The sequence below is a fragment of the Bartonella sp. B30(2025) genome (assembly GCF_053793825.1).
This window is the reverse complement of sequence record NZ_CP200034.1, coordinates 909843-923362: the sequence shown is the minus strand read 5'-3', so window position 1 is coordinate 923362 and position 13520 is coordinate 909843. Positions and strand designations below refer to the sequence as shown.

At 36.7% G+C, this 13520-nt stretch carries 13 protein-coding genes; 5 read left to right on the top strand and 8 right to left on the bottom strand.

All coding sequences use genetic code 11. The features are described 5' to 3' along the window. Positions 1-39: 39 nt before the first annotated feature. Entirely contained in the window at positions 40-507 is a 468-nt protein-coding gene (locus tag V4P55_RS03950) for a tRNA (cytidine(34)-2'-O)-methyltransferase (RefSeq protein WP_455473826.1), read from the bottom strand. 1015 nt (positions 508-1522) lie between these two features. Here V4P55_RS03950 and V4P55_RS03945 point away from each other — a divergent pair. After that, complete coding sequence (locus tag V4P55_RS03945) at positions 1523-1951, top strand: PRC-barrel domain-containing protein (protein ID WP_455473825.1); 429 nt, start codon at positions 1523-1525, stop codon at positions 1949-1951. A 171-nt stretch (positions 1952-2122) separates the two neighbouring features. On the opposite strand, the gene ychF is transcribed toward V4P55_RS03945, so the two are convergent. Beyond that, a complete protein-coding gene (ychF, locus tag V4P55_RS03940) occupies positions 2123-3226 on the bottom strand; it encodes a redox-regulated ATPase YchF (RefSeq protein WP_455473824.1) in 1104 nt (367 codons plus the stop codon). A gap of 255 nt (positions 3227-3481) precedes the next feature. Here ychF and V4P55_RS03935 point away from each other — a divergent pair, with 255 nt between their 5' ends. Next, positions 3482-4222 carry a L,D-transpeptidase gene (locus V4P55_RS03935; RefSeq protein ID WP_455475036.1) on the top strand — a complete coding sequence of 247 codons (741 nt, stop codon included), beginning with the start codon at positions 3482-3484 and terminating at the stop codon, positions 4220-4222. Between the two features lie 97 nt (positions 4223-4319). Here V4P55_RS03935 and pth read toward each other — a convergent pair whose 3' ends face one another. Both pth and V4P55_RS03925 read right to left on the bottom strand, forming a co-directional pair. Then, positions 4320-4901: an aminoacyl-tRNA hydrolase gene (pth, locus tag V4P55_RS03930; RefSeq protein ID WP_455473823.1), complete on the bottom strand. Its 582-nt coding sequence runs from the start codon at positions 4899-4901 to the stop codon at positions 4320-4322. Between the two features lie 78 nt (positions 4902-4979). Beyond that, entirely contained in the window at positions 4980-5606 is a 627-nt protein-coding gene (locus V4P55_RS03925; protein ID WP_455473822.1) for a 50S ribosomal protein L25/general stress protein Ctc, read from the bottom strand. 289 nt (positions 5607-5895) lie between these two features. Between V4P55_RS03925 and V4P55_RS03920 the strand changes: the two genes are divergently transcribed. Next, entirely contained in the window at positions 5896-7395 is a 1500-nt protein-coding gene (locus tag V4P55_RS03920; RefSeq protein WP_455473821.1) for a helicase HerA domain-containing protein, read from the top strand. Here V4P55_RS03920 and V4P55_RS03915 read toward each other — a convergent pair. The 4 genes from V4P55_RS03915 to lgt all read right to left on the bottom strand — a co-directional run bounded on the left by V4P55_RS03915 (position 7392) and on the right by lgt (position 11499). Beyond that, entirely contained in the window at positions 7392-8324 is a 933-nt protein-coding gene (locus V4P55_RS03915; RefSeq protein ID WP_455473820.1) for a ribose-phosphate pyrophosphokinase, read from the bottom strand. The two genes, V4P55_RS03920 and V4P55_RS03915, sit on opposite strands and share 4 nt — an antisense overlap. Before the next feature lie 366 nt (positions 8325-8690). Then, positions 8691-9476, bottom strand: coding sequence for a peptidoglycan editing factor PgeF (gene pgeF, locus V4P55_RS03910; protein WP_455473819.1), 786 nt, complete (start codon positions 9474-9476; stop codon positions 8691-8693). Between the two features lie 89 nt (positions 9477-9565). Then, entirely contained in the window at positions 9566-10645 is a 1080-nt protein-coding gene (locus V4P55_RS03905; RefSeq protein ID WP_455473818.1) for a class I SAM-dependent methyltransferase, read from the bottom strand. Then, the gene (lgt, locus tag V4P55_RS03900; protein WP_455473817.1) at positions 10645-11499 is read right to left on the bottom strand and encodes a prolipoprotein diacylglyceryl transferase; all 855 of its coding nucleotides are present in this window, start codon (positions 11497-11499) and stop codon (positions 10645-10647) included. Before lgt ends, V4P55_RS03905 begins: the two co-directional genes overlap by 1 nt. A gap of 289 nt (positions 11500-11788) precedes the next feature. Between lgt and V4P55_RS03895 the strand changes: the two genes are divergently transcribed. Both V4P55_RS03895 and V4P55_RS03890 read left to right on the top strand, forming a co-directional pair. Then, positions 11789-12046, top strand: coding sequence for an accessory factor UbiK family protein (locus tag V4P55_RS03895; RefSeq protein ID WP_455473816.1), 258 nt, complete (start codon positions 11789-11791; stop codon positions 12044-12046). A 380-nt stretch (positions 12047-12426) separates the two neighbouring features. Next, complete coding sequence (locus V4P55_RS03890) at positions 12427-12927, top strand: YbjN domain-containing protein (RefSeq protein WP_455475035.1); 501 nt, start codon at positions 12427-12429, stop codon at positions 12925-12927. The last annotated feature ends 593 nt before the right edge of the window (positions 12928-13520 follow it).

Below are 13520 nucleotides of genomic sequence, written 5' to 3'. Positions count from 1 at the left end.
ACATTGCACAAGAATATTTATATTAATAGTTGGAGAGTTTTATATTTTTTCATTATATCCAATTTGGCGCAGTGCTTCTCCTGTTGTTAGGGCTACGCTCATTGCAATATTAAGAGAGCGTGCATGGGGTTGCATGGGAATTTTTAATGCACAATCAACATCTTTACAGACATAATCCGGAACGCCTGCCGATTCACGACCAAAAAGCAAAACATCATTTTTTTTATAATTCATATCTGTATAATGCATGTTTGCTTTTGTACTTAAAAGCAAAAGACGACGATTAAAATATTTCATTGCGGTTACAAAATGTTGCCAATCAATATGTCGTTCCAGTGAGACATATTCGAGATAATCCATACCAGCTCGCTTAAGGTTGCGATCCGACAGATTAAAGCCAGCAGGCTCAATAATGTGCACATGTAGACCGAAACAAGCACTGAGGCGTAAAATTGTTCCGGTATTGCCAGCAATATCAGGTTGAAAAAGAGCAATGTGAAGTGTCATGTGCTGTATATTATGGTTTTTTCTTTATAATGAGTAAAGGAGCTGTATCGACTATTTTGGAAATATGATTTTGAAACATATAATTTTTGTACTTGTCTGTCCTTTCTTTTAAACTTTAAAAGAAAATCCCTTCCTTTCTTATACATAAAAATTTTGCAGGACGTAAAAAAGTTTAGATATTTAATGACATAGAATGATCTTCTAAGCATTGAAGAATAAAAATTATATGAAGATTTTATAGCTGATTTCCGCATAAAGTATGATGACAATATGAAATGAAGCTTTTTATAAAAAAATTTATTCTAGTTATTGTGAACTATAAAATACGCATTTTTTCGTAATTTGAAGGTATTTTGTTGTAATTTAAATGCAGATTAAAGCTTTTTCCACCGATATAATGTGGGAAAATAAGAAAAGTTTTTAAAACGCGCTGGTTTCCTATAACAGAGTGTTTCTTAACTCTGTTTTATTTATGCAAAAAATTTGATGATGCGCTTATCTTTCAAATTTGTCATTGATAGCGTGTATGCATGCAATATGTGTTCTGTTTCTTTCCTTTCTTATATGACTTGATAGTCTAGGTGATAACAGTTTTAGAAACAGGATATCAGAAGATAGCTAGAGAGTATAAAATTTGCCGAATAGTTATAGGTCTCACTTTTGCTTCATTGCAAATGATATTTGGGCATTTTTTATAATAGATTTGTTTAGAATAAAGGTAAAATTTAAAAAAAGTAAACATTATGCATATGGCATTTTTTCTTTTTTGATATGGGCATATGATCTATGCAGAGAAATGTGTAAAAAAACAATCTCTATATTCTCTTATGTTTCGTTATTATGAGGGAAAATATGTGTCATAGATTTGCATTTATGGCTCTAGAGAAAAAATTTTAGGATAAGAAAAGATCGAGGAAGAGAAAGTAAGAGTTCTTGATACGAGAAAGAGCATAGGGAACAAATCCGATGATAACGCATTGAAGTTTTATAAAATAAAAATGGAGATGTTAATAAAATGAAGAAAATTGCATTTGCTACTATGTTAGCTGTGATGGCTTCTACTCAGTCTTTCGCAGCTTTTTCTGAACCTGAAGTAATTACTGCAAGTGGTGTTGTACAGGTTACTTCGGCTATGTCTGCACATTATATTACACCTTTAGCAACTGATTTTGTTGCTTCAAGCCTTATTGGTGCAAAGGTATATAACATAGAAAATGAACACATTGGTGAAGTAAAAGATATTATTTTGCGTGAAAATAACATTGCAGGATTTGTTATTGGTGTTGGTGGTTTCCTTGGTATAGGAGAAAGTTATGTGGTCGTTGATCCAGAAACAATTCAGATGACGAATGACTATGGTAAGTGGAAACTTACTACGAATGCGACAAAAGATTCTTTAAAGGCAGCTCCAACATTTAAATATGAAGGACGTTGGGCACGCTGATTTTGTGTTTTAATTCTCTACAAATAGAACAGTCGCTATCATAAGACGGTATGATGGCAACTGTTTTTTGCGCAAAACCTCTGTTAAAACCTCTGTTGAAGGTTTGATAATAATTTTATATGTGAGACTGTTTCATTTTCTTTAAGATCAAAGATTCAAATAAAGTGAACATTAGACATTATGTTTAAACAACATGATATCACCGTCTTGTACGATGTACTCTTTGCCTTCATCGCGGACTTTTCCGGCTTCTTTTGCGCTGTTTTCTCCACCTAAAGCAATATAATCATCATAGCTGATGGTTTGTGCACGAATAAAGCCGCGTTCAAAATCTGAGTGGATAACACCAGCTGCTTGGGGTGCCTTGGTGCCACGCACAATTGTCCATGCTCGTGTTTCTTTAGGTCCACATGTAAAGTAAGTAATTAAGTCTAACAAATGGTATCCTGCACGAATAAGCCTGTTTAGCCCCGGTTCAAAGAGTTCTAAGGCATTAAGATATTCTGTGGCTTCTTCGTCACTTAGTTGAGCAATTTCAGCTTCTATAGCAGCAGAAATGATAATGCTTTGAGCATTTTGCTCTATTGCCATTTTCTCAACCATTTTGGTCAGGTTATTTCCATGCGTAGCATCATTTTCATTTACATTGCAAACATAGAGCACAGGTTTAGAGGTTAAAAGATTCAAACTATCTAGGATATAGCGTTCATCAGGAGAGATATCTTTGAGCAATAACCGAACAGGACTTCCTTTTTGTAGCAGATTTAATGCTGCTTCCATTACGGGAAGAATTGCTAGTGCTTCTTTATCTTTTCCAGTTGCGCGTTTACGAATTTGTGTGATTCTTCGCTCAAGACTTTCAAGATCTGCGAGCATAAGTTCTGTTTCAACAGTTGTGGCATCAGAAACAGGATCAATACGTCCTTCTACGTGAGTAATATCTTCATTTTCAAAACAGCGTAAAACATGAAGAATAGCATCAACTTCACGAATATTGGCTAAAAATTTATTACCTAAACCTTCACCTTTTGAAGCACCACGTACGAGTCCTGCAATATCAACAAAATTAATGCGTGTGGGGATAATCTCTTTTGAACCAGCGATTGATGCGATTTTTTCCATACGTAAATCTGGAACAGCAACTTCGCCAGTATTGGGTTCAATTGTACAAAAAGGATAGTTAGCAGCTTGCGCTGTGGCTGTTTTTGTTAACGCATTAAAAAGGGTTGATTTACCAACATTAGGTAAGCCAACAATACCACACTTTAAACCCATGAGCTGTCTTCTTTTCTATTTCTTTTATGGTTGAGATAATGTTTTTTTTTATAACATATTTTAAAAAAGTTATAGTTTCTAGTTGCGGCAAAAACACAAAAAAAGTTATGCTAAGAAATAGTTAACTTTTTATCGCCATATTCTAAATACTTTTTATCTTAATCATGGTAAAATTTTAACTTAATTGTTAACAACTTATAAAACTTTTCTTAATATACAGATTTTTATGATGAATTAATCGGGGAAAATATGAGAATATTGTCTCGTCGTATTTTTTTTATGCTAACTCCTTTAGCTTTAGCTGCATGTGTTACGAATCCACCATTAGATATGTCAGATATTCCTTATCAGCAACATTGGTATGTTCCAGCAGAAATGCAGGACTTGTATGGACCTGTGATCAATGAACCTTATCCATTACCGGCTGCGGATCTTTCCACAATTGATCCCAAATTTTGGCGTCAGGAAGTCATTTATCATACATCTTATCCCCCTGGTACATTGGTTATAGATACTCAGAAACGTTTCCTCTACCTCATTGGTGAAGATGGAAAAGCTATGCGTTATGGTATTGGTGTTGGTAAGGAAGGGTTAGAATTTGAAGGTGAGGGCATTATACAGCGTAAGCGTCATTGGCCTAGCTGGGTTCCAACTCAGGCAATGATGAAGCGAGAACCAGAACGTTATGGACATTTAGGAAAAGGAATGCCGCCAGGACCTGAAAATCCACTAGGGGCACGGGCACTTTATCTTTATAAAAATGGACAAGATACACTCTTTCGCATTCACGGTTCAAATGAAGCTTGGTCCATTGGTCAAGCTGTTTCAAGCGGGTGTATCCGTTTACTCAATCAAGATATCATTGATCTTTATGATCGTGTTCCTATTGGAGCGCGCGTCGTTGTATTACAAAATCACGAAAATACATCTAGCACGTTGAATCAACAATCAAGCTCTAGTGATCCACTCTTATCAACTATCTATTCAAAAGGATAATTTTATTTTGTAATTTTTTCTTACTATTGATTTATTTTCTTTAAAAAAGAAACTGTGCAAAAATTATGTCTTTAAGATGTTGTCAGGAGGTAGTTGGTTATTGCAGTTTTTTGTTTTTCATTGTTTGCGATATTTTATCCAAAAATGAACTGCTATTGCCGTTTATGAGAAGAGTAATATTTTTTGCAAGCGTATCTAATAGAGGGAGTAGCCATTGTTGGTCAGATTTTGTAAAATTTCCTAAAACATGTTGAGTGACAAGATCTTTAGAACCAGGATGTCCGATCCCGAGTCGGACACGGCAATAATCAGTGCTGCAATGAGAATCGATGGATTTTATACCGTTATGCCCATTACTGCCTCCACCAATTTTTACACGCACTTTTCCAGGCTGTAGATCCAATTCATCATAAATAACAATCAAGTTTTTTGACTCTAATTTATAAAACCTCAAAATTTCACCAATAGCTTGTCCAGAACAATTCATAAAAGTTTGAGGTTTTATGAGAAGGGTTTTTTTCTCATTTATAAATCCATTAGAGATTTCGGATTGGAATTTTTTTGACCACGGAGAAAAAGGAAAAGATTGGTAAATAGCATCGATTGCCATAAAACCAATATTATGACGGTTATTTTGGTAATGCGAACCAGGATTGCCAAGACCAACAATAAGCCACATTATGTGCCTTTAGTAAATGTTATATGTTTAAAAATATTTAAGTAATGGCGGGAATTTCTTCCCGTCATCTTAAGTTTACTAAGATTTTGTATCGTTTTCGATACTGTCTTGTTTTGAGGTTGCATCACTACTCTCTAAGTCAGCAGGAGCTGCAATGGTTGCGATAGTGAAATCTCTATCTTGAATTACTGGTGTAACACCTTCTGGGAGTTTTACTGCTGAAATATGGATAGAGTCACCAATAGAGCATTCAGAAAGATCAATTTCAATTGCTTGAGGAATCGCATTTGCTGGAGCAGTACATTCAATTTCATGGCGAACAATATTTAAAACACCCCCTTGCTTAATACCAGGAGCAATATTTTCGTTAAGAAAGTGTACAGGAATACTTACTTCCACAACGGATTCCGCTGAAATACGCAAAAAATCCACATGCATGGGGAAGTCACGGACTGGATCGAGTTGATAATCTTTTGCAAGAACCCGAATTTTCTTTTGACCAACAACAATTGTAGCAGTTGTTGTACGAAATCCCCCGGCGTGAATTTTGTAAAAAATTTCTTTATAGGGAACTGCAATTGCCAAAGGCGGTTGTTTGTCACCATAGATGACAGCTGGAATGAGACCGTTGCGGCGTAGTTCACGGGAGGACCCCTTACCAACCCGCTCGCGTATTTCGGCCTTAAGAGTATAGCTTTTGCTCATGATTTAGGTCCTTTGTACATGATTGGAGATTCATTAAAACTAATAGTAGTTTTTATATGAATATGAAGATATGCGCTTTAAGAATTAGCGATTGCTCCATTCTGCGTTGCCTCCAAGGGTGTCTACGCAGAAGACTACTCTATAGTTCAAACCTTTTAAAGTTTCAAGAGTTGTGGGAAAAATTCAGGATTTCTATCGTTAGGAAAGAAGAAATGTTACAAGTTTTATAACAGTTGGGGAATCAATTAATACGAGCCTATGTATTTATAATAGGATACTGGAGACGTTCATGAAGGTTGAGATTGCCTTGGGTGAGGTGTCGGAATCTCGTGCTTTGCACAAATCGGTGCCAGCACTGATTGATCTTGAAGAACTATTGGCGACACGTCTTTTAGTGCAGGGAAATTCTGGTTCAGGAAAATCACACCTTCTTCGGCGTCTTCTTGAACAAAGTGCTTCATGGGTTCAGCATTGTGTGATTGATCCAGAGGGTGATTTTGTAACTTTGGCAGATAAATTTGGTCATGTTGTTGTCGAAGCTGAACGTAGCGAACAAGAATTAACGCGAATTGCTCATCGGATTCGTCAACATCGGGTTTCTGTCGTGTTTAATCTTGAAGGTTTAGACAATGAACAGCAGATGCGCGCTGTTGGTGCTTTTCTTGGAGCCTTGTTCGATGTGGAACGCGATTATTGGTATCCTATGCTCGTTGTCGTTGATGAAGCACAGTTATTTGCACCAGCTGCAGCAGGGGAAGTTTCTGATGAGGCGCGTAAAATTTCACTTGGTGCTATGAGCAATCTTATGTGTCGAGGGCGTAAACGTGGTCTTGCTGGTGTCATTGCGACACAGCGTTTGGCTAAGCTTGCCAAGAACGTTGCTGCTGAAGCTTCAAATTTTTTAATAGGGCGAACTTTTTTAGATATTGATATGGTACGTGCTGCCGATCTTTTAGGAATGGAGCGTCGCCAAGCAGAAATGTTTAGAGATCTTGAACGTGGTCATTTTATAGCTTTAGGTCCCGCTTTATCGAGACGTTCCTTACCTATCATCATTGGACCTGTGGAAACATTGGCACGCTCTTCCAGCCCAAAACTTATGCCACTTCCCATAGAAAGGGATGATGTAAAGGAGTTAGTTTTTACGGTTTCACCAGATGAAATTTTAAGTCCATCTAAATATTCACAAGAGCCTGTAAAAAAACAGTCTGTTCATGAAATGCTAGAAGAGGCTGTGCACAAAAAACAAGAACTGTTGGAAGAAGAGCCAAATTTATTTTCTGAATTTTCTTCTGCTGATCGCAATATGCAAGTAGAGCGCGTTGTTCGTGAAATTGTGGATGATCCCGATGCTGCTTATCGTTCAACAGCGGTACTTTATCAAGATTTTTTGGTTCGTTGTCGTATTCATGGTATTTTAGGAGTTTCTCTTAATCTTTCGCAATTTCGGCGCAAATTGGCTATTGCCCAAGCTGCTATTGATGAAGAAACCGCTGAAAGTGAAAACTGGAAACGTATTTTACAGATTTCAGAAAGTTTAGAAGATGATATCCAAGGTATTTTCTTAAATGTGGCACAAGCCGCCCTTACTGGAAAACCCTGTCCATCAGATGCTTTTTTAGCACGTCTTTATGGAACTCATTCTCTAAGTCGTGTACGTTGGCTTTTAACGCACTTCGAAGAACGCGGACTTGTCGTGATTCGTACACATTTTGGTGGTCAACGTGTTATAGCCTTTCCTGATATTGGTATAGAAACAGCACCAGGGGATCCAAAATCTTCAGTTTAATAAAATAAACTTGAGACAGACTGTTCTGCTGCTGTTCTTGCAATGGCTTCCCCAAGCAAATCGGCAATTGGCAAAACACGGATATTATGCGCATTCTCAATTTCTACTGTCGGCATAATCGAATCGGTTATAACTAATTCTTTCATTTCTGAGTTTTTAATGCGTTCGATAGCATTTCCAGAAAGAACACCGTGCGTAATATAAGCTGTAACACTATTTGCGCCGTGTTTCAGTAGAGCACTTGCCGCATTGCAGAGGGTTCCACCAGAGTCAACAATATCATCGAGCAAAAGGCAATCTTTTCCAGAGACATCTCCAATGATATTCATGACTTCTGATTCTCCTGGACGTTCGCGACGTTTATCAACAATAGCTAATAAACTGTTCAAGCGTTTAGCTAAAGAGCGTGCACGCACTACACCCCCTACATCAGGTGAAACAACAATAACATTTTCAAGAGAGTAATGTATTTTTACATCGCGAGAAATGACTGGAACAGCATAAAGATTGTCTGTTGGGATATCAAAAAAACCTTGAATCTGCCCTGCATGAAGATCCAATGTCAAGACACGATTGGCTCCTGCCTCAGTAACCAGGTTAGCAACGAGTTTTGCGGAAATTGGAGTACGTGGACCAGGCTTTCGGTCTTGACGAGCGTATCCAAAATAGGGAATTACAGCTGTAATACGGCGCGCTGAAGAACGACGAAGCGCATCAATCATGATGAGCAATTCCATTAAATGATCGTTTGCAGGATAGGATGTGGATTGTAAAACAAAAATGTCCTGTCCTCGAACATTTTCTTGCAATTCTACAAAAATTTCTTGATCAGCAAAACGCTTAACCGTTGCTTTTCCTAAAGGAATATTTAAATATGTTGCAACTTTTTCCGCAAGGCGTGGGTTGGAGTTACCGCAAAAAAGTTTCATTGTAGAACCTCTGAATAGTCATGACCGCGTGTGATTCAGTTTTTAACTTTTTATTATCAGATTGCAAGAAAACTCTCATAAGAGTGCTACAATTTTATGTATCATTATTAACAGGACTTAATTTTTAAAAAATTTTTAAGTTCGAAGAAAAATAATCCATCCTGATTAAAATTTTTTGCAATCGCTTTGTAAAAACAGTTTCAGAGTTAGCAATATTTATCTGTAAGGTAAATGAGGAGAGCAGATTAAACTAAAATATTTTTTATAAATTATTGCAATTAAATCTTAAAAACAAAAATAGACGAAACCACCTTTTCTTTTAGATGAATTCATAGTTGATTGTATAAAAGAAAGTAATCATTAGATTTATTTTTTTAGAACAATAGCAGAAATTTGTCGTCCATAATCTGGTTCTTTGCGATGCGTTGCACGGCGATAGGAAAAAAAACGCTGTTCATCTTGGTAAGTGCAAAGCTTTACGCAAGAAGCATTGACTTTTGCTTTCGTAAGTTGATCCATAATGAATGTCCATAGGTTAAAGCTAAAGCAATTTACTTGATCTGTTTTAAAAAAATATTTTTGGAATTTGCTATTACAATTGAGAAATTGATCATAAAACTCACTTGTCACTTCATAATGGCATGGTCCAAGACAAGGTCCAAGAACTGCTGTTATTGATTGCCGTTTTGCACCTTGCTCTTCCATAACAGAAATTGTTTTTTCTACAATTCCGTCTAAACTCCCTCTCCAACCAGCATGCGCAGCAGCGATAACACCTGCTTGCGGATCAGAAAAAAGAATTGGACCACAATCTGCGGTCAGAACGCCAATGACTAAATTTTTGGTGGTTGTAACAAGAGCATCAGCCTTAGGCGGTTTCCCAGGGAAGGCTTGATGAACAACAACGACTTCGCAAGAATGTATTTGGTCGACAGTGATTAAATTTTGTACTTCAACACCAAAGTAATCGCTGATTAAAGCGCGATTTTGTGCGACATGTGCAGAGTTATCATTTGAACCTTTTCCTGTGTTAAGACTTTGATAAATCCCCTGTGAGACACCGCCCTGACGTGTAAAAAAGCCATGCCTTATCCCTTGTATGTGTAAATCAGAAAGATTTTTTGCCAGTATGGGGTTAAGGACAGGCTGCATAAAAACTCCTTAATTCCTTATTGGATTTTTAGTCAATAATAATGGTGTGCGAGATGCTTGTATTTGTCAATATATGTTATTTGGGGCAGTTAAAATTTAGGAGGCAAGGGGATCTTTTTATCGCTTATGTGTAAAACTTTAAACAGTTTTCCCATTTTATCTGGACCAGCTAATCGTTCAACATCTTCGCGTATTTTATTTTGTAACACAGTACTTTTGTTGGTTCCAAGCTGTTGTGCGCGCTCCAATAAACCCATTTTTAAAAGAAAGTCTCCTTGTTCCAAAATTTCAGCAAAACAGCTTTGTTCAAGGGCTATCATTTTTAAAGGAAAAAAGCTCACATGTGATGTGAGATCATGTTCTCCTGGAGCATCAAAGATATCACGAAATTTATGTTTTGAGACAGCTTGCAATGTATCACCAAACGCAAAATCAGAAGCTCCATAGTCAATAAGTAAAGCAGAACCTTTCATTTGCAATAAACGGTTACTGATTTGATGTACCAATTGATGTCGTGAAGGGGAATGTTCAAAAATTGTTCCATCAGGGATATTACAGCTGTAAGATTGTAAATAAGAAAAGGGAGGAGTACATTGTTCGGCAATAAATGTGAAGTTTCCATCTTTATTAACGGTAATACGGCGTTCTCTCCATTCTCCATCAAGTTTAATATATTGGTTGATGGGGAGTGCATCAAAAAATTCATTGGCAATCAAGAAGAGAGGTCCTGAAGGGATTTGATCAAAGTTTTCAACGCTATTTATCTGTTTTTTATAAGATGCAAGGCGATTTTTTTGTTCTTTTGCAAGATGTTGACTTATTTCAATAAGAAAAACTTCAACGGCATTGAATGCTGTGGTACATAATTTTTGAATGGTACGTAAAATATCATCCATAAGAGTTCCACGTCCCGGACCCATTTCAGCTAAAATGAAAGGGCGAGGACAATTATGGAGCTTCCAACTTGCGAGGGTCCAAATGCCGATCATCTCTCCAAACAATTGGCTTATTTCAGGGGCAGTAATAAAATCGCCAGCGCGTCCAAAGGGTGCTTGTGTTTGATAATAGCCAAATTGAGGGTCTGTAAGTGCCAATGTCATATATTCATTCACAGTAATTGGCCCATTAAGTGCAATAATCTTTTTAATTTTCTCTTTGAGTGTGCTCATTATTCTGGAGGTGAAGATTGATGCCTGAAAGCTTTAAAAATGAGATAAAAGCCTAAAAAAAACATAGGTAAAGACAAAGCCATTCCATAGGTAAATCCAGTGGAATGAAAAAGTATAGAAAACCATTCTGGGTCTTCTTGAGGAGCACGATAGAGTTCTGAAATGCTACGTGCTATTGCATAGCCCATAATAAATGTTCCTGCTACAGCTCCAGGGCGTTTGAGTGCTTTGAAGAAAAAAATAAGAACGAATAGAATGATAAAAAGAAGAAACCCTTCCATGAATGCTTCGTAAAGTTGGCTTGGATGGCGTGGTAAATATTGAGGATCTTGAGGGAAGCAAACTGCCCAAGGTACGCTGGTAACATTGCCCCATAACTCTTGATTAATGAAGTTGCATATTCGTACAATGCCGATACCAATAGGGGCGCCCGCAGCGATGATATCAAACATTGCTAACATCTTGATATTATTTTTTCGAGCAAACAAAATCATTGCAATGCAAATCCCAATAAGCCCGCCATGAAAAGACATTCCTCCATTCCATATGGCAATGATAGAACCTGGATGATTAAAGTAATAAGCCGGGTCCCATACAAGAACTTGCCCTAAACGACCACCAACAACAATGCTGATAACAGACCAAACAACAAAGTCTTCTATCTTTCCTTTATCCATAGGAGGTTGGTTTGCATACCATAGAGGTGCCCTTTTTAATAGCTGTTGCGCATACCACCAAGAAAAAAGAATGCCAACTACATAACCTAGCCCGTACCAATGGAGAGCTATAGGACCTAAACGAATAATCACGGGATCTAAAAAATCTGGAAAAGCAATAGCAGGACAAAAATTCATGAAGAAGCGCTTTAATATGTATAAGAATTATATGATGCTTAGGAATGACAGATGAATGTACAATGGTCAAGAGTCAAGAAAAAGATATATAAGAAGGTAATAATAAAGTCGTTGTTATTTATAGAATGTAAAGAGATAAATATTTATAGTGCAAAAGGAATATAAAATTTTTTTAATTGATAGAAAAAATATTGAATCTATGAAGTGTAAAGGAACAAATACGGTATCCAAATGTTATGAAAACGCGTTATAATATATATGTTAATAATGAAAATTAAAGGAAACCCATATGCGTAATGGATCAAACCGTATTCTTGATGAATTAGCAAAATTAGCAACAGATGCAGCTGATGTTGCCCAAGGCGTAAAACATGAAGCGGGAACAGCTTTTCGTTTGCAGGCTGAAAAGATGGCGAATAAACTTAATCTTGTTTCACGCGAAGAATTTGAGACTTTTAAGGAAATGCTGTTGAAGCTACATGATGATAATGCTGATTTAAAAAGGCGTCTTGATGATTTGGAAAAAGTGCAGACGCAAGAAGAATAAAATAGTTTTCGCAAAAAATGGTAGACTCAAAAAATATCCCCAATTTTTGAATGTGGTGCATAAATTAAAAAAATGCTTAATCTTGAGTCTGTTAGGACAGATTGCCCGTTTATTTTTTACAAAAAAAGCATTTTTTTGAATCAGGGGGGCTGGCACTATGAAATTGTATCAATACACTTAAAAATCTTAGTGATTCGTTTTAATTGCTTGGTTCGTTATCGAAAATGGGGAGCGTTTATCGTTTTCCAGTATCGGGTGGTGTTTTGCGTTTTTAGTGTGCATTTGTATGGCGTAAAGGCTGTCATTGTAGCAAAAGGTGCGACAGTTTCAGTATTTTGAGTTTTATTAACAACGTTTTTCATATTTATTGAGGATTCATGATGAGGCTTGCATTTTGCGCCACAGAAAGAAAAGAGCATCCTGTTGATTTCATTGAACAAATTGCTTATAAGCATGATTGGTCTTTTGAGCGGAATGTTGAAGATGAAATTAATGTTTGTGTGGAAGGGGCACGGACGAATTACCGCATTGCTTTTTCATGGATGGAAAAGCAAGAGGCTCTTCATTTAGCTTGTGCATTTGAGCTTTTTATCGATAATGCTCGAATAGCTGAAATGCATCGTTTGTTGTTGGCTATTAATGAAAAACTATTGCTAGGACATTTTGATTATTGGCAGGGAGACAGTTCGGTTATTTATCGGCAAGGACTTCTTTTGGCTGGTGGCTTGCATCTATCTCATATACAGGTTGAAACACTGTTGGTACATGCGCTTAAAGTTTGTGAAAGCCATTATGCTGCATTTCAGATGGTTGCTTGGGCTGGTGAAAGTGCTTACAAGGCACTGCAATATACTTTGTTTGAAACTGTAGGCAACGCTTAAGCTACTGGAGCGTGTTTGTTTAGAATTTGCTGTTCTATCCTTAATTTACAAAGTATTTTATTGATCAAGGGAAATGTCGATAATCAGTAGCACGTAATTCTCCTAATGGTGTCCACTGATTGAATATTGTCTTTATGGTTATATATTGATCTTGTGCAATGGAGAATGTTCAAGACTCGTGTCTGGTATTCATGAGTATTTTGATTTCGTATGTTCTCCAGTCTGCAAAATGGTTGAAAAACTTCTGTACGTGTATTGTTTGAATATGAAATCCATCTCTTTAAATAGTGGCTATAAAGATTTTTGTTGAGAAAGGGCTGTTAGCTTAAAAATGCTATTATAGTAAGATGCATTTGATACAAAATTGCTGATTAAGCGTGTAAGACATTGTGAGTATGTTTATATTTCTCTAGGCTTGTCAATATTATAGAAGGTTGACACTTATAAAGATGAGGTTAGCGGAAAAATTTTGTATTGCATAAGAGTATTTAAAGTAGAAATTCTAGCATTCTCAGTAATGTGAAGGGGAGTGAGGTGTTATGAAAAACTTGAACTTGATTGATAATGCTTTAAAATTTTTATAAAGTCTATTT